Raw genomic sequence first — 24,598 nt, forward strand, 5'->3', positions numbered from 1 at the left:
CCGTACCCGGGAGAAAAATGTCACCGCTGCCCGTGTGCATCTGTCAGACTTCCCGTGAGTGTGTGTGACTTGTTTCGCATCTTCCCCCCTGAAGGGTAGGAAAGGTCCATGCTGCCGCGTCTCGACGCCGAGCCAGATCAGCCGCGCGGACGAACGCCGACCCTCGTCTACGAGGCCCCCACGGACAGTGATGATCCGTACTGGGCGTTCTACGAAGATGTCGCCGCGACCCAGCTGGCCAGCTGGCTGCCGATGCCACGGATCCGGGTGCTGGACGTCTCCGGCCCACGGACGAGGTTCGCACGCCAGATGGTCACGGCGGGACACGACGTCGTGCGCGTCGTGCCGGCCCCGGACCGTCTGGGTGCCCGCGGTGTCGGCAGGCGCGCGGACGGCCATGCCCGCTTCGGTGGGGCTTCTCTCCGTCTCGGCGAGGCCGGTGGGCCCGCCACGGTCCGGCTGGGTGACATTACCGGCCCCGGGCGGCTGGTGCAGGTGGCCGGTGACCCCCGGTCACTCGACTGGTTCGCACCGGAGAGCTTCGACGCTGTCCTGGCCGAAGGCCGCGCGCTGTCGTTCTGCCTGGCCACCGAGACGACCCTGGAAGAGATCCACCGCATGCTGCGCCCCGGCGGACGGCTGCTGCTGTGCGTCGACTCGCTGCTGCTGGGCCTGGCCCGGCTCGCCGAACAGCACCGTTGGGCGGAGCTGTCCGATGTTCCACGGGCCGACGTCGTTCTCGTCCCGGCCGAGGACGGCTCCATCACCCGCTGTTTCTGGCCGGAGGAGCTGCGCGCCCTGTTGACCAGCGCCGGCCTGGACGTCGACTGGATCCGGCCGCGGACGGTGCTCTCGGCCGAGGCGGTGACCCGCGCGGTCGCCTCCGATGTCTCCTGCTTTCCCACCCTGGTCCGCACCGAGGTCGATCTGTCGGCCGAACGCGAGGGCGAGTCGATCGGCATCCACCTGGTCGCCAGCGCCCGCCGCCCCGACTGAAGCCCCGCCGTCCCGGCTGGAGTCCCGCTGTCCTGACCGGAACGCTGTGGAGCATCGTCCTGGCTGGAACGCCGTCCTGGCTGGAACGCCGTTCCAGCCGTGGCCGAAGTGCGCCGGCGGACGCCGCCGGCCCTCCGCGTCCCGCGTCCGGCATGCTGAACGGGTGACCGTCACCACGGACGTACCCACGGATCCCTGGCCGGCGCCGACGGCCGACCGGCCGGTCGACGCGACCGTGACCATGCCCGGGTCCAAGTCGGCGACGAACCGCGCCCTGATCCTCGCCGCGATCTCCGCCGGCACCAGCCGGCTGACCAGGCCGTTGCGCTCCCGGGACTCGCTGCTCATGGCCGCCGCCCTCGGCGAGCTCGGCGTGGCCGTCGCCGACGACCACGATGACTGGCTGGTCCACGGCCGCTACCCGCTCCAGGCGGCCCCAGCTGCCCGGGTCGACTGCGGCAACGCCGGCACCGTCGCCCGGTTCACCCCCGCGCTGGCCACGCTGGCGCACGGCGACGTGGTCTTCGACGGCGACCCGCGCATGCGGGAACGCCCGCTCACCCCGCTGCTGGACGCGCTGCGGACCCTGGGCGCGGCCGTCGACGGCGACCGGATGCCGTTGACCGTGCACGGCCGGGGGCACCTGCCCGGCGGCGCGGTGACGGTGGACGCGTCCACCTCCAGCCAGCTCGTCTCCGGTCTGCTGCTGGCGGCCCCCCGCTACGATCAAGGGGTCACCGTCCGTCATGTCGGCGCGCGGCTGCCGTCCTGGCCGTATCTGGAAATGACCGTCGCGGACCTGCGCGCCGCTGGGGCGACGGTCGAGGTGGACGTCGACCGCCGCCCCGGCGGCGAGGCGCGCTGGTCGGTGGCGGCGGGGCCGCTGCACGCCCACGACCGGGTCATCGAACCCGACATCAACAGCGCGTCGGCCTTCCTGGCCGCGGCCGCGGCGACCGGCGGCCGGGTCGTGCTCGCCGACTGGCCGGGCGGAACCGTCCAGCCCGGCCGCATGCTGCCCGACCTGCTGACCGCCATGGGATGCGTCTGCACCCTGACCGCGGCCGGCCTGGAGGTCCGCGGGCCCGGCCGGCTGCGCGGCATCGACGTCGACCTCAGCGACTACGGCGAGGCCGCCCCGACGCTCACGGCGCTCGCAGTCCTCGCCGACTCGCCCAGCCGGCTGCGCGGCATCGCCCACCTGCGCCTGCAGGAGACCGACCGGCTCGGCGCGCTCGCGGCCGAGCTGGGCCGTCTGGGCGCGGACATCACCGTGACCGACGACGGGCTGGCCGTCTCCCCCGCGCCGCTGACCGGCGCCCGCCTCGACCCGCGGGCCGACCATCGCCTGGCCATGGCCTACGCCGTGGTGGGGCTGGTCGTGCCGGGGGTGCTCGTCGACGACATCGCCACGACCGGCAAGACCGTGCCGTACTTCCCCAAGTTGTGGGCGCGGATGCTCGACGGGGCGGACCCACGCCCGTGAGAACCGGCCGCCACGACCGCACACGGGGTCACCCCGCGCTGTCCGGCTCCGAACAGCACCACCCCGTACCGCGTGGCCCGGCGCGCCACCCCGAACGGCACCGCCCTGAACAGCACCGCTCCGAACAGTGCCACTCCGAGCAACGTCATCCCGAGCAACGTCACCTCGAACGGCGCGGCTGAATGCCCCGCGAGCTCGACGAGGACGACGTCCGGGTGCGGGCCGGGCGCGGGTCGCGGCCGCGTACCCGGGACCGTCCCGACCACGCCGACGCGGTGGCAGCGACCGTGGTGGCGGTCGACCGCGGCCGTTACACCTGCCATCTCGTCGGGGTGGCGCCGCCGGGACCGCCGGGACCGGCAGGAGAGCCGGCGCCGGAGGCCGGCGGGGCGCTGGTGGCCGCCGTCCGCGGTGGCTCGGTGCGCCGGACCAGCGTGGTCGTCGGTGACGAGGTCGCCCTGGTCGGGGACGTCTCCGGCCGTCCCGGCAGCCTTGCCCGGATCGTCGGGCGGGCCGAGCGCCGCAGCGTGCTGCGCCGTACCGCCGACGACACCGATCCGGTGGAGCGCCCGATCGTGGCCAACGCCGACAGGCTGGTCATCGTCTGCGCCCTCGCCGACCCGCCGCCGCGGTCGGGGCTGATCGACCGCTGCCTGGTCGCGGCCTACGACGGCGGTCTGGAGCCGCTGCTGTGCCTGACCAAGGCCGACCTCGCCGATGACACACCTCTGCGCGCACTCTACGCGCCACTTGGCCTACCTATGGTGACCACCAGGCCGGACGCCGGTCTGTCCGGGCTGACCGCCCTGATGGCGGCCCACGTCTGCGTCATGTTCGGCCATTCCGGGGTGGGCAAGTCGACGCTGGTCAACCGACTGGTACCGGACGCCGCCCAGACGATCGGCGCGGTCAACGCGGTCACCGGCCGTGGCCGGCACACCTCGTCCGCGGCGATCGCCCTGCCGATGCCGGGCGGCGGCTGGGTCGTCGACACCCCCGGGGTGCGCTCGTTCGGGCTGGGCGCGGTCTCCACCGACCGGCTGCTGCGGGCCTTCCCCGATCTGGCGCCGGCCACGGCGGCCTGCCCGGGCGGCTGTACCCATCTGGCGGGCCTCGCCGACTGCGCGCTTGATCAGGCGGTGGCGGACGGCCAGGCGGACCCGGCCCGGCTGGCCAGCCTGCGCCGGCTGCTCGCCGCCCGCTTCGGCGCCGACCCGTCATGACGACCGCAACCGGCTACGGTGGGCGCGGCTACGGTGAGCCCTCCGGCGGTGATGCCGGGTGCCGCGATACTGGATACTGCGGTACCGCTCGTCTCCCGGTGCCGGCCGAGGAGCGGGAGATCGTCCGTGGCCGCCCGTGGTAGTGTCGTCGTCTTCGCCACGCCTGGTGGGCCTCGTTCACGAAGGCTGCCATCCGTCCGGGTGAGGCGCACGCGGGTAGGCTCCCCGCGTGACCAATGCCGCCCAAACAGACGCCCTGGAAGCCGTGGGGACGGACCTGCCGGGATCAGACCGACAGCCAGCTTCCAGCGGCGCTCGGCCCACCGTCGACGGGTACGCGACCACCGGACACCCGATCGGTGACGACCTCGCCCTCGCCCTCGCCCTCGCGGACGCCGCCGACGCAATCACACTCGCCCGTTTCCAGGCCGTCGACCTGCGCGTCGAGGCGAAACCCGATGCCACCCCGGTCACCGACGCCGACACCGCCGTGGAGGCGATGATCCGTGCGCGGCTGGCCGAGTCCCGGCCCGGCGACGCGGTACTCGGCGAGGAGCAGGGGCTCATCGGTGCCGACACCCGGCGCCGATGGGTGGTCGACCCGGTGGACGGCACCAAGAACTTCGTGCGTGGGGTGCCGGTATGGGGGACGCTGCTCGCCCTCGAGGTAGACGGCGAGGTCGTCGTCGGGGTGGCGAGCGCCCCCGCGATGGGCCGGCGCTGGTGGGCGGCACGCGGCCAGGGCGCGCACACCCGGACCGCGGTCGGCGAGACCCGTTCCCTTGCCGTGTCCGCGGTGGCGGACCTGGCCGACGCCTACCTGTCCTTCGCCTCGGTCGAGAGCTGGTCGGCCGCCGGGCGGCTCGCGCCCTTCCTGGGCCTGGTCGACGCGGTGTGGCGGACTCGCGCCTACGGCGACTTCTGGTCCCACATGATGGTCGCCGAGGGTGCCGTCGACCTCGCCTGCGAGCCCGATGTCTCCCTCTGGGACATGGCCGCGCTCCAAGTGATCGTCGAGGAGGCCGGTGGCACCTTCACCGACCTGACCGGACGCCGTGGGCCCGGCGGTGGCTCGATCCTGACGACCAACGGCCGTCTGCACACCCGGGCCCTGGACATCCTCAACCAGCCCGCCCAGCCCGCCGTTCGGTGACCCGTCCCGCCAGGGCGGCCCCGATCGGGTTCGCCCACCGGGGCGCGCCGGGCCGCTTCCGGCGGGAGAACACCCTGGCCGCGTTCAGCCGGGCGCTGGCCGGCGGCGCAGGCGGGTTGGAGTCGGACGTGTGGCTCACCGCCGACGGCGTCCCGGTGCTCCACCACGACGGCGTGCTCGGGCCACCGGGCCGCCGCCGCCGGATCGGTGACCTGCCAGCGGCCCGGTTACCGGGCTGGCTGCCCACCCTGGCCGACCTCTACGCCACCTGCGGCAGCGACTTCGAGCTCAGCCTGGATCTGAAGGATCCCCCGCCGGCCGCCGGGCGGGCCGTCGCGGCCGTCGTCGCGGTGGCCCGGGCCGCGAGCGCGGCGGGACGGCTGTGGCTGTGCGGCAGCCTGCCGGCGATCCGTCACTGGCGGTCGCTCGATGATTTTGTTGGGCCGGAGCCAGTGCGACTGGTCAACTCCGCGTCCGCGCGGGATGCCGGCTTTCGCGGCCGTGGCCGCGGCGGCAGTGACCTGTTGGACGGCCTGCTGGACGCGTACGTGCGCGATGCCGCGGCGGCTGGCGCCACGGTGCTGAACCTGCGGGCCAACGAGTGGACCGCGTCGATGGTGCCGGTGGTGCACGCCGGTGGGCTGCTCGCCTTCGGCTGGCACGCGCAGACGTCCGGGACGCTGAACCGGCTGGTGGGATTCGGCCTGGACGGCGTCTACTCGGACTACCTCGGCCGGCTTGTTCGCGCCACGGGCAGCGATACGACAATCACGGACGCGGATGACGTCGACGGCAGGCGATCGGATGAGAGCGATCAATCATCCTCGCTGGCGGAATGACCGGCGCGAATCACCGGGCCCACATTAGGGCCGGGCCACGGATGCCGGCGCAATCCAGCAGGTCAAAAGCGACGTGGCCACGCTTTTTACACGCTGCCGGAAGGCCTCGCCCCCCGGGTCGCTGCCAGGCTCCGCAGGGTGACGGCCCGGGGCATCGGTACGGCGCTTGGCGCTTCCCCGCCCCGCCAGCTCGGGGCACCCCACCGGAGCCTGTCGCTATAGGCGTCGCGGAGCGTGCTTATTTCGCGGCCGAAGCGGATGGTGACCGGCCGACTCACTCGTCGGCGGCGACTTCGGCGACTTTCAACATCTGCGGCGGAAATCCTGTGCGTTCCGCTACACGCTCGACAGAGTAACCCTGCCGTACCAGGTCACGGGCCTGCTCGAGGGTCCAGCCGCGACCGGGGTCCACCCGGCGGACGACGACCTCACTTGCCTGGCGACGCTCTTCTGGCCAGCTCAGACGCGCACGACGTGCCAACGGTCGACCTCCGATATATCTCTGACTTCAGTTACTACGACAAGGATAGGCCATATTGGCATGACCGCGCTCGACGAACTCCACGATAGCGGGCGTCGGCGACCCAATACGACACCGGGTTGGAACATAGAAGTGGCATCTGTCTCGACGATCTGACGTGATGGCCGGCGGCGGCGTCGTGGCAGGCCATCATACCTGGCTGATCACGGCCACTGGACCAACCGGCCCACGGTTGTTCATGCCCGGGAACAGCACGAGGCTGTCACCAGTATGAACCGTTGCGGGTACGACTCAAACACAACTCCTGACAAGACGATGCCCACGAGCGGCACGCCGACAACCTGAAGCGACAACCGCCGTGCGTTCACCACCGGCCACCGGAGCATCGACGTGTCTTCGTTTCCAGCTCACCTTCTTCACCGTGGTTCGGTCATCCGGTTCCCGGCCGGCCCCGTGGCCAGGCAGATCCGCCTCCGTCCGCATCATCACCCCGCCGGTGCCGCCGGTGCCGCCGGTGCCGGCGGCGCTGCCGGTGCCGGACGCCGATGAACCGGCCGCCGACGGTCACCGGCAACCGACCATGTCCCGCTCATGGGTGGGCCGTTGATCCACCCGTCCCCGTGAGCACAGCAGATCCCGCCACTGCCGGGCGGAGTACGTTGCCGGACGGGTGGTGGCCAGAAAGTCCTCCAGTACCGCTCGGAAGCGCTCCGGATCGCTGTGATGGGGGAAATGCCCGGCACCCTCGAAGATCTCGAGACGGCTGCCGGGCATCGCCGCGTGCGCGATCCGCGCGTGCTCGACCGGAATCACCGCGTCATGCTCACCCCAGATGATCATACATGGCATTCCGGCGGCAAGATAGCAACGGTCCAGCATGGTGATTGCCTGGCCGTGGCTGTCCACCGAGGAGCGCAGCGTCCGCAGAAATGCCGCCCGGGCGGTGTTCACGTGCAGGTTGTCGAACATCCGCATCAGGTCGTCGGCGTCCCGGCCCAGATCGGTGCGCAGCCATCGCAGCGTCCGGGTCACCGCCCAGCCGACCTGGCGTAGCGGGGACGCGGTGGCCAGCGAAAGCACCAGCCCCGACCCGGGAGTGGTCGCCACGGTCCGCAGTACCGGATGCAGATCCGGGCACACCCCGCCGGTCGCCACCAGTACCACCCGTTCGCAACGCTCGGGGAACTGGTAGGCGAACTGCATGGCGATGCCGCCGCCCAGGGAATGACCGACCACTGTCACCCGGTCGATACCGAGCACCGTCAAAAGGTCACGCATCCCGCACGCGTATCCGCCGATGGAATAGTCACCGCGCGGCTTGTCGGACTCACCGTGACCGAGCAGGTCCGGCACAATCACCGTCCGCCCCCGCGCGAGCAGCGGAACGATGCCGCGCCAGCTCTGCGAGTTGTCCCCGACTCCGTGGATGAGCAGCAACGCCGGGCCACGGCCCACCCGTATATAGGCCCTCCGATATCCGTGCACCGTCACATATCGGGTGGCATAGCCCGACGAGACCGATGGCTGGACGGCTCGCGTCACATCCGTGCCGTCCACCGCCGTGGCCAGGTCGTCCCGGCCGTCACCCGGCAGGCTGATCAGGTCGTGCGCCGTACGAGTGCGAATCTCATCCATGGCCGTCCTCCGACCATTCGCCATCGGTCGGCCGGGTACCGCGCGGTGTGGCGGGATGCCCGCCCGTGGCACCGTCACGACCCGGCCGGCCTCCAACAGCCCGAACCGGTCAGAACTCGATGTTGCTCATCACGTGTTTGACCCGGGTGTAGTCCTCCAGACCGTAGATCGACAGATCCTTCCCATAGCCGCTCTTCTTGAAGCCTCCGTGTGGCATCTCGGCCACCAGCGGTATGTGGGTGTTGATCCATACACAGCCGAAGTCGAGCCGGCGGGCGACCCGCATGGCCCGCCCGTGGTCGCGCGTCCACACGCTGGAGGCAAGCCCGTACTCGACCCCGTTCGCCCAGGCCACCGCCTCGTCCTCGGAGCTGAACCGCTGGACGGTCACGACCGGGCCGAAGATCTCGTTCTGGGTCATCTCGTCGTCCTGGCGCAGGCCCGCGACCACCGTCGCCGGGTAGAAGAACCCGGGCCGGTCCAGGGGCTCCCCGCCCGTGAGCACCTCGGTGTGCGCCGGCCTGCGCTCCACCAGGCCGTGCACCCGGCCGAGCTGGCCCAGATTGTTCAACGGGCCGTAGGCCGCCGCCGGCTCCTGCGGTGGCCCTGTCCGCGTCGCCCGCGCCTGCTCGGTGAGGGCCGCGACAAGATCGTCGTGGATGCCCGGGGCGGCCAGCACCCGGGTGGCGGCGGTGCAGTCCTGGCCGGCGTTGAAGTAGGCCGCGCCCGCGATCCCCTCCGCCACCTCCTCGGCGTCGACGTCGTCGAAGACGATGACCGGCGCCTTGCCCCCGAGTTCCAGATGGACCCGCTTGAGGGAGTCCGCGGCCGTCCGGGCGACCTCCGTGCCCGCCCGGACGCTGCCGGTCACCGACGCCATCGCGGGCAGCGGGTGGGCCACCAGCGCCCGGCCGGTGTCCCGGTCCCCGCACACCACGTTCAGGACGCCGGGCGGCAGGAACTCGGCGGCGATCTCGGCGAGCAGCAGCGTGCTCACCGGGGTCGTCTCCGACGGCTTGACGACCACGGTGTTCCCCGCGGCGATCGCCGGGGCGAACTTCCACACCGCCATCATCATCGGGTAGTTCCACGGCGTGACCTGCGCGCAGACCCCCACCGGCTCACGGCGGACGAAACTGGTGTGACCGGCCAGGTACTCCCCGGCCGAGCGGCCCTCGAGCAGCCGGGCGGCACCGGCGAAGAAACGGATCTGATCCGCCGTCGGCGGGATCTCCTCGTTCATGGTCAGTTCGATCGGCTTGCCGGTGTTCTCGCACTCCGCCCGGACGAGATCCGCGGCGCGCTCCTCGACCGCGTCGGCCAGCCTGAGCAGCGCTCTGGCCCGCTCGCTCGGCGTGCTGTCGCGCCAGGACTCGAAGGCGCGTGCGGCCGTCTGGACCGCGGTGTCCACGTCGGACGGGCCGGACAGGGGCGCTTCGGCGAAGACCTCCGCGGTGGACGGGTTCACCAGCGGCATCGTGCGGCCGCCCGTCGCCGGAACGCTGGTACCGCCAATGAAGTTCGTCAGAATCCTGTCCATACGCACACTCCGGTAGCCAATATGGATCGAACGGACCTGGGACCGTGCCGGCGTCGGTCGGATTGCCACCCGGCGTCGGCATCAGGTTCCCGGCCGGGCTCCGAGTGCGCGAGAAGAGCTGTGGACGCGCGTTCCTCGGCCGGTCGCGGAACCCCCGGGCGCGAGCAGGCCACTGACAGGCAGACTAGACCACGGATTGCGTCCTCGTCAGAAGGATCTGGCGAGGAAATCATACCGAAGTATCCCTTGAGCGCCATATCCCTGGTCATCCTTAAGTCACCTCTCAGGAAGTCCCTCGGATATCCTCAGCCCTCCCTCGGTATCCCCCACCGCGCCCGCGGGCACTCCCGGGCGACCGATCGGGCCGTCCACGCGCCCGCGAGCCCCTCGCCGGCGGCCCGACGATTCCCACAGGTCAGTGGTTTTCGTCAGCGGGTGACGCCCTCCGGCCATGAGGTGACATTCCGTCAGTAGGCGATACTCCGTCGGTCGGTGATATTCCGTCAGCCGGTTACATTCCGTCATGAGGTGACGTCTCGGACCAGCGCGTCGAGGGAGTCCAGGTAGCGGTCGACGTCGGCCTCGGTGTGCTGCACCGACAGTGTCCACTCCTCCTCCCGGCCCGGCGCCATCAGCACGCCTCGGTTGGCGTTGTACAGCCACGCGAGCTCCGGCAGCGCCGCGTTCTGGTGCGCCATGAAGGAGGTGTAGTCGCGAATCGGCGCGTCGGTGAAGTGGACGCAGCCCTTCGAGCTGATCCCGACCGTGTAGCCGGGCAGCCCGCGCCGGCGAAGGATCTCGTCGCAGCCGGCGATCAGCAGCTCACACAGCCGGTCCAGGTAGGCGTAGGCCTGCGGGGTGAGGACCTCCAGCAGGCTCGCCCGGGCCGCAGCCATGGTCAGCGGGTTGCCGTTGAACGTCCCGACCTGTTTGACCCGGTCCGACGCCACCACCTCCATGATCTCGACGGTCGCGCCGACGGCGCCGGAGGGCAGGCCACCGCCGAGCGCCTTGGCAAGGGTGACCATGTCGGGCCGGACGCCGAACCGCTCGGTCGCTCCCCCGGGCGCCACGCACAGCCCGGTCTTGACCTCGTCGAAGATCAGCACGATGCCGTGACGCCGGGTGATCTCCCGGACGGCTTCCAGGTAGCCGGGCTCGGGCAGGACCACCCCGAGGTTCATCATCGCGGCTTCCATGATCACGCATGCCGGTGGTCGCCCGTCGGCGGCGAGCGCCTCGATCCGCCGTTCCATGGCCGGGGCGTCGTTGAACGGCACCGGCACGGTCAGGTCGACGACGGCCCGCGGTATGCCTTCGCCATAGGCGAGGGACGCCATGTTGTCGGGCGGGCCGATCTCGTCGTACGGGGTGCCGATGGAGACCATCACGTAGTCGTGGTGGCCGTGGTAGGAGCCGAAGATCTTGATGATCGTCTCGCGCCCGGTGACGGCCCGGGCGATCCGGATCGCGTCCATCGTCGCTTCCGAGCCCGAGTTGAGATAGCGCCACTGCGGCAGGCCGAAACGACGGGCCAGCTCCTCACTGACGATCACGGAGTCCTCGGTCGGCATGGCGAAGTGGCTGCCCAGCCCGATCCGCTCCCGCACCGCCCGGACGATCGCCGGGTGCGCGTGCCCCTGCACCATCGACCCGAAGCCGTTGTGGAAGTCGCAGTACTCGCTGCCGTCGACGTCCCACACCCGGGAACCGCGCCCGTGCGTGAGGTAGATCGGCCAGGGATCACGGGCCTGGTAGGACGACGGAACCCCACCGGTCATCGACCGCACCGCCCGGGCGTGCATCGCCCGTGAGCCCGGGGTGCGCGCCTGTAGCCGCAGTTCCTCACGCTCGGTCAGGGCGGCCACCCGCTCGTCGCGACGGGCCGACAAGGCGCCTTCCTTCGGTTCGGACGCTGTTCCGGCCATGTGCTGCGCCCCCTCCCAGTGACCTCGCTTCCTCCCAGTGACCTGGGAATCCGGAAATCGCGAGGACTCGATCGGGCCACTCGGACCACCGGCGCTCGGTATGGAAAGCGTAGCCCGCCCGGCACCTGCCGACCCGGTCCACGGCTGACGCGCAAAAGACAGGACCGTCCTACCGCCGGCCTGGCGCGAAGCACTAGGAATCCGCGCCGACCACCGGCCCGGAAATACCGGGCCCATACCGGATGAATCACTCCGGCAGACTTCCCGCTACTTACGGAATTCCTATTACTTACGGACTGCCAGTTACTTGCGGAAGTATCCGACAAAACAAGTCATGCTTACTCCCGGTTCGCCCGGTCCGATGCGGAGAGGCCCCACAGGGACGGCGTTGCCCCGCCATCATCATCCGGGCGGGGCCCCGGCAGGCACCCGACAGGCACCCGACAGGCGGTGCGCACACCGCGTCCGCGCCACACCCGCACCGTGCCTGCGCCATGCCCGTATCACGCGCCGGAGCCCCAGCCGGACCGAGCCGGCAGAACGAGCCGGCGGGACGGCGGGGCTGTTGCGACGATGCCCGGGACGTGCGCTACTTGCCTGCATGCCACACCCCGCGCCCGCGTCACACCCCACCCAGCCGCGATCCGCCGCTCAGCCGCACCCCGCCCAGTCACATCCCACGGTGGAGGAACCGGCGGGACCGGGGCCGCTGCTGCACCCGTTCGCGCGTCCGGCGACGCCCGCGGGGTCGTTCCTGCGGATCGTCTCCGGCCAGGGCGCGTACGTCACGGACGACTCCGGCCGTCGCTACCTCGATGGGATGGCAGGCCTGTGGTACTGCGCGGTCGGACACGGCCGCGAGGAGATCATCCAGGCGATCGCGGCACAACTGCGGGAGCTGGACGCGTTCCACCTCTTCGAGCGGTTCACCAACGCCCCGGCCGAGGCGCTCGCCGAACGGCTCGCCGCGCTCGCGCCCATGCCACAGGCGCGGGTCTTCCTCACCAACGGCGGGTCCGAGGCGGTGGACAGCGCGGTGAAGATCGCCCGTCTCGCGCACGCCCTCGCGGGCCGACCGGAGCGGACGATCATCATCAGCCGCTCCCCGAGCTATCACGGCGTCACCTACGGCGGGATGACCCTGACCGGCCTACCGGCCAACCGGGAGGGATTCGGCCCCGGGGTCGGCGACGTTGTCCAGGTCGGCAAGGACGACCTGGACGCGGTGGGCGCGGTGCTGGCCGGCAACCACGGCCGGGTCGCCGCGGTGATCGCCGAGCCGGTGATCGGTGCCGGTGGCGTCCACCCGCCGCGGCCGGGCTACCTCACCGGACTGCGCGAGCTGTGCGACCGTCATGGCGCGTTCCTCATCCTCGACGAGGTGATCACCGGATTCGGGCGGCTGGGGAACTGGTTCGGCGCGGGCCACTTCGGCGTCCGGCCCGACATCGTCACGTTCGCCAAGGCCGTCACCAGCGGCTACCAGCCGCTCGGCGGGGNNNNCCAGCCGCTCGGCGGGGTGCTCCTCGGCCCTGCCGTGCACGAGCCGCTGGGCCGTCCGGATGTGGTGCTGCGGCACGGCGGCACCTACGCGGGGCATCCGGCGGCGTGCGCGGCCGCGCTCGCCAACATCGGCCTGCTGGAGTCCGAGGGCCTGATCGACCGGGCGCCCGCGATAGGTGACCGCCTCGCGGCCGGGCTGCGCTCGGTGGCGCGGACGCACGGCCTCACCGACGTGCGCGGCCGCGGCGCCATGTGGGCGGTCGACCTGCCAGCCGGGGTGGACGCCACCGCGACCCGCGACCGCATGCTCGCCCACGGTGTCATCGTCCGTCCGATCGGCGCGTCGACCCTCGCCTTCTGCCCGCCGCTGGTCGTTGACCTCGCCGAGGTGGACACGCTGTCGGACGCGCTGCGGGCGGCCCTCGACGCCGGCCCCGGTCCCGGGGCCTGATCCGGCTCCGGCATCCGATCCGGGCCCGAAGCCCGCGTCGGCCCCGCGCCCGACAGGGCCCGCACCGGTGGCGGCTGCCGGGCGCGGGGCCGGCCATCAGGCCCTGATGGCCGGGGCCGTCAGGGCTGGTAGACGTCAGGGCTGGTAGACGGACTGGAACAGACTGTTCCACTCGACGGCCTCGAGCTGGGTCAGGACGCGGTAGCGCCGGAGCCGGGAAAGATCCGAGCGGACCGGGAAAACCAGCGGGCTGTCGGCGGTGGCGACCATCTGTGCCTGCGCGGGTCCGCTGGCGGCGCCCGCGTCCCGGATGATCTTATCCCGCGCGAACGGGACGGGGGTGATGTAGTTGATGCCTTCGGCGAGTTTCGCGGCGATGTCGGTCTGGTAGACGAAGTTCATGAAGGTGATGGCGTCCACCGGATGTGGCGCGGTGACCGGGATGCACATGCTGTCGGTCCACAGGATGCCGCCCTCGGCGGGAATCACGAAACGCAGGTCGGCGCCCTCGGAGTTGGCCTGGAAAATATCCCCGGACCAGGCCATGGACAGCCAGATGTCCCCCTTCTTGAGTGGCTCGATGTAATCCTGCTGGTAGTAGTCGCGGACGATACGGGCGTCCCGCTGCCGGCGCAGGAGCTCCGCGGCCTTCTGCCAGTCCGCCGGCGTCGAGGTCTCCGGTGTGATCCCCATGCCTACCAGGGTGAAGTTCGGCAGGTCCCGAGCGTCCCCGAACATCCCGACCCGGCCCGCGAAGGCCGGGTCGAACAGGTCACGGAAGCTGTTGATCTCCCGGCCGGTACGGTTGGGGTCGTAGGCGATCCCCGTGATCCCCGACTGCCAGGCGACCGTGAACCGGTTGTTCGGGTCGTAGGAGGGATTCACCACGCTCTCGTCCGCGTTGGCGAAAAAGGCCGGCAGCCGGCCCGCGTCCAGCGGCGCCAGGTGGTTGCGCCGGATAAGGTCGGCGAGCACCTGCCCATTGGGGATGACCATCAGGTCGTAGCCGGTCGGGCGGCTCGCCTCCAGCAACGGTCGGATCCCCGCGTAGAACGACTCGTCGTTCTCGATGGCCTCGCGGTAGGAGACCGTGATGCCGGTTGTGCTGGTGAAGACGTCGAGCGTCGGATGGCTGTTGGGCTGGCCCGGGGAGGTGTCGATGTACAGCGGCCAGTTCGCGAAGTCGAAATGACCGGCCGGTGTCCGGCCGGCCCAGTACTCGGCGATGCCGCGTGCCGGCAGCGGACTCGGTTCCGGGGGCAGCGGCGGCGGTGCGGGGTGCTCCTTGCTGCATGCCGCCAGCAGGGCGCCACCGCCGGCCAGCGCGCCGGACAGGCTCAGGCCGGCCAGGCCGAGGAACTCCCGCCGCCCGATCCCGCTCCGGCCCGCTACCGGCCGTCTGTGTGCCCCCCGGCGCGTGGATGTGCGTGGCATGGTCAGGCCGCGCAGCAGGGCGGGATGGCAGGGATCACAGCGGCCCCTGTCCGGCGTGTCGGCGGCGGAGCCTCCGGAGCTCGGCGTCATCTCGACCTCTCCAAAAATAGACGAAAAGTAGCGACACCACTGCTGATCGCTGATTACGATCGATGTCTCTCTCGCCTATATTCAACTGCGTGTCCGGATGACTACTTTTAGGACCACAATGTGGCCCCACGGTACGGACACCGCCAGCACGCCGCCAGCACGATGATCATGCTGTTCCCGCGGCCGCGGTCGGAAAACCGACGTCCAATCGGAGCAACCAGTACCAGTGGACGAGAGTCCAACATGTGCGACAGCCGGAACCAGTTCGGTTCGGGAGGAGTGGATGACCATGGCGCTGGTTCATCACGATCCACACGACGGGGTTCTGACCACCCGGATCGGTCAGGCAGAGATCACGGTCCGGCCCGAACCACCGGCCGCCGCGGGACAGGCTCCGGTGATCCTGCTACGTCTGGACGCCCCGATGCTCGACGCCCTCGCCGCCGCCTACCTCACGCCCGAAGAGGCCCGCCTGCTCGCCGAGGTGCTGCTGCGTTCGGCCGACCTGCTACGCCCCGCAAGCCCCTGGCGCACCCCCGGCACCTGAACCCACGGCACCTGGACCCACGGCACCGGCCCAGTGGAACGCGACGTGACGGAACAACAACCGTCCCGCCCTCGCCGCCGGACACGAAGACCGGCCGGCGTCCCGCCGCATTCCGACGGTATTCATCGAATCTCAACAGGCTGACGGCGATTTTACGCTGTCGATATCCGGACAGGCTCACCGCGGCACGATGACCTCGTATTCATCCGAGTCAGCGGATATACCGGATGAAAGCTTTTACGGCTGTGGGGAGCATCATGCGTGTGTCCGTGCCATCCGCTGTTCCCGTCACCCTGGTGGTCGCCGCGGCGCTCCTGCTGGTGGCGGGCTGCAACGGTAGCAGCAGCGGTAGCAGCCGCTCGTCCAGCGGGCGATCGTCGCATGTCTCGAAGTCGTCCGACAGCAATCGGACGGGAACTACGGGAACGCAGCGCTCCACGCCGCTGGCAACGGCGTCCGCCAGCGCCTCCCCGGCGCGGGATGGCGATGTCGACGGCGACGGCCGCACGGACTCGATCGCCCTTCCCGCCGCTGGCACGCTCCGCGTCCGCTACGCGACCGGCCACACCGACGAGGTTCCCTTCCAGGGCAACCCGGACCTGACGGTGCAGGGGGTACTCGGCTCGGTCGACGCGGACCGGGACGGGCACGCGGAGGTGTTCGTCCGGGTCGACCGGGGTGCGGGGCTGCAGGCGGCAACGGTCTTCCGATATGTCGGCTCCCGGCTGCGGCTGGTCACGCTCGACGGGCAGCAGGCGTCGCTGCCCTACGGCGCCTCGCTGCGGAACGCGGCGAAATGGGGATGCCGCCGCACACAGTCACCGGCCGCCGCGATCGAGATCTGGACGGGCACCAGCACCGACGGCAGGAGCTATCAGGGCCGCGCCACCTTCTACAACTTCTCCGACTCCCGCCTGATCACCCGCGGCCAGTCAACCCCGACCCCACCACCGCAGAACCTCACCTGCGGCTCGGTGAAATTCACCTGAAACCCCAGCCACACAGCTTCCACACCCCTGGCGCTCCGTGAAGGTGTCAGCAGCCTCGTTCTTGTATCTGAACCTGAGACGAACAGGTGAGATCTGACGGCATTCCGCTCTGTCCATGGTCGCCGCGGCGGCCTGAGGAGCCGCCGCTCGGCGGTTCCCCGCCGGTCCCGGGGCGGAGTCGGGGAGTCTGGCCGAACCTGCGACTGTGGCCTCCAGCCGGCCACGGTGGTCGGTGTGACCCACCGATGGGCGGCGCGTACGTCCTCGACGGCGTCGCCCCTGCGGACGACGGTGCTCACCAAACCGCCCGCAGATAATAGAAAATCCCGGAAGTCGTCTGACTTCCGGGATTTTCTTTGGTAGCGGGGACAGGATTTGAACCTGTGACCTCTGGGTTATGAGCCCAGCGAGCTACCGAGCTGCTCCACCCCGCGTCGGTGTGCCTTCACCATACAAGACGCGGGGTGGGGGGTGTCAAACGGACGTGATCGAGTCTTCCGATGGGCTGCCAGCCAGTCGCCCGCGGGCCCCGACGGCCGGGCCCGGCCACGCGATACGCGGAACCGGGCCCGGCCTCAGTGGGCCCGGCCTCAGCGGGGCCACACGGTCCTCCCGGGCTCCCGGCGGACGGCTACCCTCCCGGCGCCCCGGCCGGCGCCACGGTGGTCGGTGGCGCGGCCGGCGCGGCGTCGGGGGCGGCGGCCGGCGGCGGAGAAGGCGGCGGCTCGGGGCCTGCCGGCGGCGACGGTGGCGGTGGCGCCGCGGTCAGCCGTCCCAACCGGTCCAGGGCGTCCGCGAGATCCTTCTGCGCGTTGCCGTAGGCGGTGAAGTCGGGCGGGTCCTTGCGCAGCGCGTCCTGCCCGGCGGTGAAGGCACGGTCGGCGTCGGTGATCGCCTGCCGGATCTGCGGATCGTTCGTGCCGCCGCCCGGCGGGGGGCTCTCCGGTCCCGTACCACCTGTGCCGCCCGTACCGCCGCCGGGCGTGCTGTCGGGAGTCGTGCCGAAGACCTGGCTCAACGCCTCGCCCAGGGTCGGCGCGAAACCGATGTTCTCGCCGTAGACGGCCGCCACCCGTTGCAGGGTCGGATACACGGCGTTCTCCCGCGCCTGGACGTAGTACGGCTCGACGTAGAGCAGCCCGCCCGCCACCGGCAGGGTCAGCAGGTTCCCCTGAATGGTCCGGGAGCCCTGGCCTCGTAGCAGGTTGAGCTCCTGGGAGATCTTCGCGTTGGACTCGATGAGGTTCTGCACCTGGACCGGCCCGTTGATCGTGACGCCCTTCGGCAGTTGCAGGACCTGGAACTCGCCGTAACTGCCGGGATCGCTCGACACCGCCATGTAGGCGGCGAGTTTCGACGATGCCCGCGCCAGCAGCGGGGAGGTCAGGTTGAAGGTGGGCTGCGACTGCCCGACCAGCTGGCTGTAGACGTAGAACGGCGGCTGTGTCTGGTTCTGGTCGTCCGGGGCCGGTGAAACCGCCCAGAAGTCCTCCTGTGAGTAGAACTCACGCGGATCGGTCACATGGTAGGAGGCGAGAAGGTCCCGCTGCACCTTGAAGAGGTCCTCCGGGTAGCGGAGATGGCTCAGCAGGGACGCGGGAATGTCCTTCTTCGGCTTCACGCTGCCCGGGAACGCCTTCATCCAGGTCTTCAGGACGGGATCCGCCTCGTCCCAGGCGTAGAGCGCGACGGTCCCGTTGTAGGCGTCGACGGTGACCTTCACGGAGTTCCGGATGTAGTTGACCTCGTTCGCGGCCTGGTTGGCCCGGTTGGCCACCCGGGTGGTCACCGCGTCCGCGGTCACCGAGTCGAGGGTGCGGCGCTGGGCGTAGGGATATCCGTCGGTGGTCGTGTAGCCGTCGAGAATCCATGTCACCCGGCCGTCGATGACCGCCGGGTAGGGGTCGCCGTCCAGGGTCAGCCAGGGTGCGACCTTGCTCACCCGGTCCCGCGGGTTACGCACGTAGAGGATCCGGGAGCTGTCGGTGATGTCGCTCGACAGCAGGATGTTCTTCTCCTGGAAGCGCAACGCGAACAGGGCCCGCCGGAACGTCGAGCCGATCGAGACGCCGCCGCTGCCGTCGTAGCTGGTCGTCGCCTGGCTGCCCGCGGCGTCGCCCGGCCCGTCGATCTCGGCCTGCCGGGTGCCGACGATCGAGTAGTCCGGGGACATCTCGCCGAAGTAGACCCGGCTCTCCCGCACGTTCAGCGGGCCGGTCGGCGGCAGGTTCTGCTCGGTGAAGACCGGGCGCCCGGAGCTGTCGACGGTGTTCGCCGGCGCCGCGACGAACCCCTTGCCGTGGGTGTACGTCAGATGCAGGTTGATCCAGTTCCGCTGCTGCGGCGCGAGACCGCCCTGGTCGAGCTCACGGACGGAGACCACGTAATCCTGGGTGCCCTCACGCCCGTCGGAGCCGGCGATGGCGTAGCGGTCGATGTCGAGCGAGGCCGGGAACCCGTAGTAGCCGCGGATCTGCTGGAGCTGGTCGTAGGTCGCGGAGAGCACGTTCGGGTCCAGCAGGCGGGCGTTGGACAGCGTCGCCGAGTCCGCGCCGAGCTTGGTGGTGTCGGGTGTGGTGGACGCGTCGTAGGGCTGCGGTCTTATCTGGTCGATCCCGTACGCGGCGCGGGTGGCCGCGATGTTCCGGGCAATGTAGGGCGCCTCCCGGGAGGCCTCGTTCGGCCGGACCTGGAACTGCTGGACGATCGCCGGGTAGATACCTCCCACCACCAGGGCGGACAGCACCAGTATTCCGGCGGACAGCAGGGGCAGCGTCCATCCCCGCTGGAAGATGTTGTAGATGAACAACACCGCGCACAGCAGCGAGATGAACAGCAGGATGAGCTTCGCGGGAAGTACCGCGTGCGTGTCGGTGTAGGACGCTCCGTGCACCGCCCCGCGTGAGGAGAAGACCAACCCGAAGCGGTCGAGGTAGTAGGCCCATGCCTTCAGCAGGGCCAGCAGGCCCAGCAGGACGGAGATGTGCACCTTCGCCGCCGGCACCACCCGTTCACCCTGCGTCTGCAGCCGGATACCGCCGAACAGGTAGTGCGTCACCAGCGTCACCAGCAACGACAGCACCACGATGGTCAACAGAAAGCCGAGCAGGAAACGCTGGAACGGGTAGGTGAAGGCGTAGTAGCTGATGTCCCGGTGGAACTGGGCGTCCTGCTGTCCGAAGGACTCACCGTTGCGCCACAACAGCCAGGTCCGCCACCGGCCGGACGCCGAGACACCCGCTACGATGCCGAACAGGATCGACACGCCGAACAGGATCAGGACCGCGTACGGTTCGATGGCGGCCCGGTAGCGCTCGAGATTCTGCTGCTCGAGGGAGAGCGGGCGTACCGACGGCCGCAGCCGGTACGCGAGCAGCAGGTTGGCGCCCACCGCGACAGCCATCAGCGCGCCGAAGATGACGAACAACAGGATCCGCGTCGACAGGACGGTGTTGAAGACCTTGCCGAAGCCGACCGACCGGAAGAAGAGCAGGTCGGTGTAGACCCGGGTGAAGACGCCGAGCAGAACGACCAGAACGATGAGCACGACCAGAGTGGGGATGAGGATGCGGGTACGCGCCACCAGTGGCCTGCGGGCTGCTGCCACTCGCTTCTCCTTGTGTCGGGGGCACACGACCGGGTTGTCCACCTGGAAGGCAACCTACGCCAGTGCCCGACTGGCACCATCGGAGAGGATGGGCTAGTGAGCAGCCCCGACATCAGTGAGTTGACCTCCGTTGTGCTGGAGGTCGAGCGGCACGTGGCCGATCTGGGCTGGGACCAGCCCAGTCAGGTGTACGCGCTGGCGGACACGTCTGACCTCATCGCCCGTGAGCCGGCCCTGGCCGCGCACGTCGGCCAGATCGTCCCTGGCTCGCTCACCCCGGTCGAGCAGGAGCCCCTGCCCGTCGGGCGCCTCGACGAGGTACTGGCCGGCATCGGCTGGCCGCCGGAGGTTCTCGGCTGCGTCCTGGTCACCGAACTCGTCGTGCTGCCCCCGAGCGCCGAGCAGGAAGCCCCCTACGAGGAGGCGGACATCGAACTCTGGGCGGCCAGCCATCCCGAACGCCAGGACGTGCGGCTCGCGGTCGGAGTGACCCGCGACGGGCAGCACGCGTCCTGCCTGCGGGTGCGTGGGGACGAGGAACTGGTGGTCGACCCGGATCTCGCCGACGGCCTCGTGGACGGCCTGCTCGCAACCTTTCACTGACCGCACCGGCCGCCCGTTTCCCGACCGGGGCGGGCCTGCCGGCCGGTGCGTCCGTCGGGTGGCCGGCAACCGGCCACTCGGGACGGTTGTTCTCAGGCGGGTGGGGCTTCTCAGACGGATGGGATGTTGTTCAGCAGGTGGGGACGTTCGCCTGCGGGTTGTCGGCTAGGGCGTGCAGGTCGCCGATGGCGTCCTTCAACGTTTCGACCCGGATGAGCCGGAGGCCGTCCGGCGCGGACTCCCGGGCGTCCGCGCAGTTCCCGGCCGGGACGAGGAAGGCCACCGCACCGGACCGGCGGGCGCCGAGGAGCTTCTGCTGGATGCCCCCGATCGGCCCGACCGTGCCGGCGGCGTCGATGGTGCCGGTGCCCGCGATCGTCTGGCCGCCGGTGAGCTGTTCGGGCCCGAGAAGGTCGACTATGCCGAGAGCGAACATCAGCCCGGCGCTCGGTCCGCCCACGTCCTTGAGCCTGATCGTCACCGTGAACGGGTAGCTGCGCTTCTCGGTGGTGATGATCCCGATGACCGGTCGGCCCTGGTCGTCCGGCGCGGGCACCGTTGTGATGTCGGCCCGCGCGGGCTCGCCGCCGTCCCGGACGTAGGAGATGGTCACCGGCTGCCCGGGGCGGACCCGCGCTATCTCGTCCCGCAACTGCCCCTGGGTGGTGACAGCGGTGCCGTTGACGGACACGATCGCATCGCCCGGCAGCAGCTTGCCCTCGGCGGGCGAGCGCTCACCGAGCCGGTAGACGACCACGGACGTCCCGGTCGCGGCGACACCGAGCTCACCGAGAGCCGCGGCGGTCGCCTGGTCCTGCGAGTCGATCATTGCCGCGGTGTTCTCCTGGCGGATCTGCTCGTCACTGGTGCCCGGCGGCTGGACCAGTTCCCGGGGCACCACGGCCTGGTCGCTGTTGAGCCAGCCGCGGACCGCGCCGAGGACGTTGAGCCGGGGAATCTCCTCGACCGTCGTCAGCTCAAGCCGCCCCGAGGTCGGGTAGGTCTGCCGGCCCTCTATCTCGATCAGCGGCTTGCCGTCGGGACGTCCGAGCGTGTCGGTGACCGGCCCAGGCGAGAGCAGCACGAACGGCACCGGCAGCCACAGCCCAATGACCACGAGCAGTAACGACAACGTGGACGCAACAACGAGTGTCTGGATACGCCGCGTCATGTTCGCAGTCTAGCGGGTTGACAAAAAGTCGATCATGAATGTGGCGCAGGCGCTCGCGGGCCCGCAACGACCCGGCCACGCGAGCGGATCCAGCACGGACGGGCGGCTACGGCGCGTCCGGCGACCGCGGGTCCGGTGGGCGGCCGCCGGCTCGGAACGTCCCGTTCCGATCATGACTGGACGGGTCACGGGACGAGTGCAGCGGCCGCGCCAGAGCGGCCATGCTGCGCCGGTAGCCCTCAACGGTGATCAGTGCTTCGGGCCGGCGTTCCGGGCGCGAACGCAGGGCGAACCAGACAAGGGTGACCAGGACGGCGACAGGCGGAATAAGCAGGAACCACATGGCGGCCTCAGCGTCGAGACGGGGAAGGGAGGCGACCTTCATGGTAGAGGCAGGTTCAGCAGGCGCCCACCCACTCCGACGAACCATCCGTAAAGACCTGCCGCTTCCAGATCGGCACCTGGGCCTTGACCTCGTCGATCAGGTGACGACAGGCCGCGAACGCCTCGTCACGGTGCACGGCGCCCACCGCGACGACAACGGCGATGTCACCGATACCGAGCAGACCGGTGCGATGGGTGACAGCAACGGCCAGCACCGGGTGGGCGGCAGCCACGCCGGCCGCCACCCGTGCGATCTCGGCTCCGGCACGCGGGTGGGCGGTGTACTCCAGTTCGGCGACCGCACGCCCATGGTCGTGGTCGCGTACCGTGCCCACGAAGAGCGCGACCGCCCCCACTCCGGGCCCGCGGACGGCACGCAGGCACTCGTCGACCGACAGTTCCTCCGCCCGTATCGACCCGAGGACGACCCGTCCCACGCTCGGCCGGCCAGCCGCGTCGCGGACACCGCGGCGCAAGCCGGATCCAGCCTGGATATCAATGTCGCTCATGTGCCCGACCGTAACCCGACCGCAGAGCACTCACCCGGACGGTGCCGGCCTCGAGCTGCCGCGGACGTCGCCGGGGATGTCCCGGTACCGACACCCGACGGGTGTGGAGACGGAGCTCACCGACGGCCGGGGCAGCCGCCAGCCGAAACGCGACAGTTGGGACGTGACAGCCGGAACACGACAGTTGGGACGACGGTGGGATCCAGCGGCGGCCGGCGGACGGGTTGTCCGGCTCGTGGCTTTCACCGGCGCTCATGGGCCGCCCCGTCGATAATCCCGGTGACGTCGTTTCGGCATCGCCAGGAAAACGCACTACCGTTGGTGCATGTCCGGATCCAGGGTCCATGAACCGCAGCGCACCTCCTCCCGGCGGGGACGGCGGCGATGAGCGGCGGCTTCCCCTTCGGCTTCACTCCGGGCGGTTCGTCCTCGGGCGGCTCGGGTGGCGGCTCCGGCATGCCGTTCGGCACCGGAGCCCCGTTCTTCGCCGAACTCGAACGCCTGCTGTCCTGGCACGACGGACCGGTCAACTGGGAGCTCGCGCGCCAGGTCGCGGTACGCACCCTCGGTGATGGCGACCGGGCCGTCACCGATGCCGACGTCGAGGCCGTCCGGCAGGCCGTCCGGCTCGCCGACGTCTGGCTCGACCCCGTGACGACCCTGCCTGCCGGGGCCACGGCCGCCGAGGGGTGGACGCGGGGCAGATGGATCGAGGTGACGCTGCCCGTCTGGCGGACGCTGTGCGATCCGGTGGCCGCCCGGGTCGCCGAGGCCATGCGCGGCGGTATCTCCGGCGGGCTCGCGCAGATAGGCGATCTCGGTGCCGGGCTGCCACCGGAGCTCGCCGCGCAGCTCCCGCCCGGTCTTGACCTGGGCCAGCTCGCGTCCGCGGGCGGCCCGATCATCCAGATGATCAACAGAATCGGCGGGATGCTGTTCGGCGCCCAGGTCGGCGAGGCGATGGGCCTGCTGGCCAGCGAGGTGGTCTCCGCCACCGACGTCGGGCTGCCGCTGGGCCCGGCCCGCACGGCCGCGCTCGTACCGGCCAACGTCGAGGCGTTCGGCACCGGCCTGGAGGTCGACCCCACCGAGGTCCGGATCTACCTGGCGTTGCGCGAAGCCGCGTCCCAGCGTCTGTACGCCCACGTCCCGTGGCTGCGCGGGCACGTCCTCGGCACAGTCGAGGAGTACGCGCGGGGTATCACCGTCGACCCGAACGCGGTCTCGCGGGCGATGACGATGCTCGACCCGTCCAGGCTGATGGATCCGTCCCGGCTGATGGACCCGGCGAGTTTCGCCGAAGCGCTCGGTGGTGACGTCTTCGACGACGCGACCACGCCCGAGCAGACCGCGGCGCTGGCCCGCCTCGAGATGATCCTCGCGCTGATCGAGGGGTGGGTGGAGACGGTCACCGACGCCGCCGCGGCGAAGAACCTGCCGGCGGCGTCCAGGCTGCGCGAGATGGTGCGCCGGCGACGGGCCGAGGGCGGGCCGGCCGAACAGACCTTCGCCACGCTCGTCGGCCTCAACCTGCGTCCCCGCAAGCTGCGCGAGGCAGCCGCGCTGTGGGCCGCCGTGGGCGAGGCCAGAGGGATCGACGGGCGGGACGCGCTGTGGGCCCATCCCGACCTGCTCCCGGACGCCGACGATCTCGCCGACCCGCAGCGGTTCGCCACCAGCGATACCGCCAGCACTCTGGGTGACCCCATCTCAGAGCTCGAGCGGCTCCGGGACACCCCGCCGCCAAAGTCACCGGGTGAGCCGCCGGACGAGCCGCCCGGGCCAGGAGGCACACACGACCCGGATCCGCCCGATGGTCCGCGCGGCGGTCGTTGACCGTAACCACCATGCGGCCATAGCTTGACGGGCACGAAACCCCCGGTCATCGGAGAACCCTCCAGAAGGGGAAGCTGGAGAGTTCAACCGCATGCCGGGGGTTTCTCCCCATCCGACGTATGTGTCGTCGCTACCCACCGCGACGCACCGGCCGGTCGGGCAGGGACGCGCGGGCCGGCCGGGCAAGCCGGCC

Annotated in this window: 18 protein-coding genes and 1 tRNA gene; 10 read left to right on the forward strand and 9 right to left on the reverse strand. The window is 70.6% G+C overall.

The genetic code is table 11. The annotated features are described in order from the left end of the window. Positions 1-108 precede the first annotated feature (108 nt). The 5 genes from FrCorBMG51_RS09425 to FrCorBMG51_RS09445 all read left to right on the forward strand — a co-directional run bounded on the left by FrCorBMG51_RS09425 (position 109) and on the right by FrCorBMG51_RS09445 (position 5,697). Positions 109-996 (forward strand): class I SAM-dependent methyltransferase, encoded by an 888-nt coding sequence (locus tag FrCorBMG51_RS09425; protein ID WP_047222699.1) that lies wholly within the window; start codon positions 109-111, stop codon positions 994-996. Between the two features lie 163 nt (positions 997-1,159). Further along, entirely contained in the window at positions 1,160-2,482 is a 1,323-nt protein-coding gene (gene aroA, locus FrCorBMG51_RS09430; protein WP_047222700.1) for a 3-phosphoshikimate 1-carboxyvinyltransferase, read from the forward strand. A 182-nt stretch (positions 2,483-2,664) separates the two neighbouring features. After that, positions 2,665-3,705, forward strand: a complete 1,041-nt coding sequence (gene rsgA, locus FrCorBMG51_RS09435; protein WP_047222701.1) for a ribosome small subunit-dependent GTPase A — start codon at positions 2,665-2,667, stop codon at positions 3,703-3,705. A gap of 229 nt (positions 3,706-3,934) precedes the next feature. Further along, a complete protein-coding gene (hisN, locus tag FrCorBMG51_RS09440) occupies positions 3,935-4,858 on the forward strand; it encodes a histidinol-phosphatase (RefSeq protein ID WP_047222702.1) in 924 nt (307 codons plus the stop codon). Further along, entirely contained in the window at positions 4,855-5,697 is an 843-nt protein-coding gene (locus tag FrCorBMG51_RS09445) for a glycerophosphodiester phosphodiesterase (RefSeq protein ID WP_047222703.1), read from the forward strand. The genes hisN and FrCorBMG51_RS09445 overlap by 4 nt, the downstream gene beginning before the upstream one ends. 1,045 nt (positions 5,698-6,742) lie before the next feature. Here FrCorBMG51_RS09445 and FrCorBMG51_RS09460 read toward each other — a convergent pair. The 3 genes from FrCorBMG51_RS09460 to FrCorBMG51_RS09470 form a co-directional block, all read right to left on the reverse strand. Continuing rightward, positions 6,743-7,813, reverse strand: a complete 1,071-nt coding sequence (locus FrCorBMG51_RS09460) for an alpha/beta fold hydrolase (protein ID WP_086055348.1) — start codon at positions 7,811-7,813, stop codon at positions 6,743-6,745. 109 nt (positions 7,814-7,922) lie between these two features. After that, positions 7,923-9,353, reverse strand: a complete 1,431-nt coding sequence (locus FrCorBMG51_RS09465) for a gamma-aminobutyraldehyde dehydrogenase (protein ID WP_047222706.1) — start codon at positions 9,351-9,353, stop codon at positions 7,923-7,925. Positions 9,354-9,874: 521 nt separating this feature from the next. Then, positions 9,875-11,281 (reverse strand): aspartate aminotransferase family protein, encoded by a 1,407-nt coding sequence (locus FrCorBMG51_RS09470; protein WP_047222707.1) that lies wholly within the window; start codon positions 11,279-11,281, stop codon positions 9,875-9,877. A gap of 601 nt (positions 11,282-11,882) precedes the next feature. On the opposite strand from FrCorBMG51_RS09470, the gene FrCorBMG51_RS09475 reads away from it, so the two are divergent. Then, on the forward strand, positions 11,883-13,235 hold the full coding sequence (locus tag FrCorBMG51_RS09475) for an aminotransferase family protein (protein WP_052914509.1): 1,353 nt from the start codon (positions 11,883-11,885) through the stop codon (positions 13,233-13,235). A gap of 135 nt (positions 13,236-13,370) precedes the next feature. On the opposite strand, the gene FrCorBMG51_RS09480 is transcribed toward FrCorBMG51_RS09475, so the two are convergent. Beyond that, positions 13,371-14,759, reverse strand: a complete 1,389-nt coding sequence (locus FrCorBMG51_RS09480; protein ID WP_047222708.1) for a polyamine ABC transporter substrate-binding protein — start codon at positions 14,757-14,759, stop codon at positions 13,371-13,373. Positions 14,760-15,048: 289 nt separating this feature from the next. Between FrCorBMG51_RS09480 and FrCorBMG51_RS09485 the strand changes: the two genes are divergently transcribed. Both FrCorBMG51_RS09485 and FrCorBMG51_RS24955 read left to right on the forward strand, forming a co-directional pair. Continuing rightward, positions 15,049-15,306 carry a hypothetical protein gene (locus tag FrCorBMG51_RS09485; RefSeq protein WP_013872435.1) on the forward strand — a complete coding sequence of 86 codons (258 nt, stop codon included), beginning with the start codon at positions 15,049-15,051 and terminating at the stop codon, positions 15,304-15,306. Between the two features lie 263 nt (positions 15,307-15,569). Further along, positions 15,570-16,295 carry a hypothetical protein gene (locus FrCorBMG51_RS24955; protein WP_175648249.1) on the forward strand — a complete coding sequence of 242 codons (726 nt, stop codon included), beginning with the start codon at positions 15,570-15,572 and terminating at the stop codon, positions 16,293-16,295. A 357-nt stretch (positions 16,296-16,652) separates the two neighbouring features. Here FrCorBMG51_RS24955 and FrCorBMG51_RS09495 read toward each other — a convergent pair. Both FrCorBMG51_RS09495 and FrCorBMG51_RS09500 read right to left on the reverse strand, forming a co-directional pair. Next, a tRNA-Met gene (locus FrCorBMG51_RS09495) sits at positions 16,653-16,729 on the reverse strand. Positions 16,730-16,926: 197 nt separating this feature from the next. Then, entirely contained in the window at positions 16,927-19,902 is a 2,976-nt protein-coding gene (locus FrCorBMG51_RS09500) for a UPF0182 family membrane protein (RefSeq protein ID WP_047222709.1), read from the reverse strand. Positions 19,903-19,998: 96 nt separating this feature from the next. Here FrCorBMG51_RS09500 and FrCorBMG51_RS09505 point away from each other — a divergent pair, with 96 nt between their 5' ends. Continuing rightward, positions 19,999-20,505, forward strand: a complete 507-nt coding sequence (locus tag FrCorBMG51_RS09505; RefSeq protein ID WP_047222710.1) for a PPA1309 family protein — start codon at positions 19,999-20,001, stop codon at positions 20,503-20,505. A gap of 130 nt (positions 20,506-20,635) precedes the next feature. On the opposite strand, the gene FrCorBMG51_RS09510 is transcribed toward FrCorBMG51_RS09505, so the two are convergent. The 3 genes from FrCorBMG51_RS09510 to FrCorBMG51_RS09520 all read right to left on the reverse strand — a co-directional run bounded on the left by FrCorBMG51_RS09510 (position 20,636) and on the right by FrCorBMG51_RS09520 (position 22,569). Continuing rightward, positions 20,636-21,676, reverse strand: a complete 1,041-nt coding sequence (locus FrCorBMG51_RS09510; protein WP_047222711.1) for a YlbL family protein — start codon at positions 21,674-21,676, stop codon at positions 20,636-20,638. 106 nt (positions 21,677-21,782) lie between these two features. Then, positions 21,783-22,019 (reverse strand): hypothetical protein, encoded by a 237-nt coding sequence (locus FrCorBMG51_RS09515; protein WP_013872418.1) that lies wholly within the window; start codon positions 22,017-22,019, stop codon positions 21,783-21,785. A gap of 55 nt (positions 22,020-22,074) precedes the next feature. Then, on the reverse strand, positions 22,075-22,569 hold the full coding sequence (locus FrCorBMG51_RS09520) for a molybdenum cofactor biosynthesis protein MoaE (RefSeq protein WP_235433454.1): 495 nt from the start codon (positions 22,567-22,569) through the stop codon (positions 22,075-22,077). A 384-nt stretch (positions 22,570-22,953) separates the two neighbouring features. Between FrCorBMG51_RS09520 and FrCorBMG51_RS09525 the strand changes: the two genes are divergently transcribed. Beyond that, the gene (locus FrCorBMG51_RS09525; protein ID WP_047222712.1) at positions 22,954-24,405 is read left to right on the forward strand and encodes a zinc-dependent metalloprotease; all 1,452 of its coding nucleotides are present in this window, start codon (positions 22,954-22,956) and stop codon (positions 24,403-24,405) included. The last annotated feature ends 193 nt before the right edge of the window (positions 24,406-24,598 follow it).

Source organism: Protofrankia coriariae (assembly GCF_001017755.1).
Taxonomy (GTDB): Bacteria; Actinomycetota; Actinomycetes; order Frankiales; family Frankiaceae; genus Protofrankia; species Protofrankia coriariae.

What these genes read in the sequence shown, in the direction of transcription:
- FrCorBMG51_RS09425 (WP_047222699.1), top strand. Translation starts at nt 109, where the DNA reads ATGCTGCCGCGTCTCGACGCCGAGCCAGATCAGCCGCGCGGACGAACG.
- rsgA (WP_047222701.1), top strand. Translation starts at nt 2,665, where the DNA reads ATGCCCCGCGAGCTCGACGAGGACGACGTCCGGGTGCGGGCCGGGCGC.
- FrCorBMG51_RS09460 (WP_086055348.1), bottom strand. Translation starts at nt 7,813, where the DNA reads ATGGATGAGATTCGCACTCGTACGGCGCACGACCTGATCAGCCTGCCG.
- FrCorBMG51_RS09465 (WP_047222706.1), bottom strand. Translation starts at nt 9,353, where the DNA reads ATGGACAGGATTCTGACGAACTTCATTGGCGGTACCAGCGTTCCGGCG.
- FrCorBMG51_RS09470 (WP_047222707.1), bottom strand. Translation starts at nt 11,281, where the DNA reads ATGGCCGGAACAGCGTCCGAACCGAAGGAAGGCGCCTTGTCGGCCCGT.
- FrCorBMG51_RS09480 (WP_047222708.1), bottom strand. Translation starts at nt 14,759, where the DNA reads ATGACGCCGAGCTCCGGAGGCTCCGCCGCCGACACGCCGGACAGGGGC.
- FrCorBMG51_RS09485 (WP_013872435.1), top strand. Translation starts at nt 15,049, where the DNA reads ATGGCGCTGGTTCATCACGATCCACACGACGGGGTTCTGACCACCCGG.
- FrCorBMG51_RS09510 (WP_047222711.1), bottom strand. Translation starts at nt 21,676, where the DNA reads ATGACGCGGCGTATCCAGACACTCGTTGTTGCGTCCACGTTGTCGTTA.
- FrCorBMG51_RS09515 (WP_013872418.1), bottom strand. Translation starts at nt 22,019, where the DNA reads ATGTGGTTCCTGCTTATTCCGCCTGTCGCCGTCCTGGTCACCCTTGTC.
- FrCorBMG51_RS09520 (WP_235433454.1), bottom strand. Translation starts at nt 22,569, where the DNA reads ATGAGCGACATTGATATCCAGGCTGGATCCGGCTTGCGCCGCGGTGTC.
- FrCorBMG51_RS09525 (WP_047222712.1), top strand. Translation starts at nt 22,954, where the DNA reads ATGAGCGGCGGCTTCCCCTTCGGCTTCACTCCGGGCGGTTCGTCCTCG.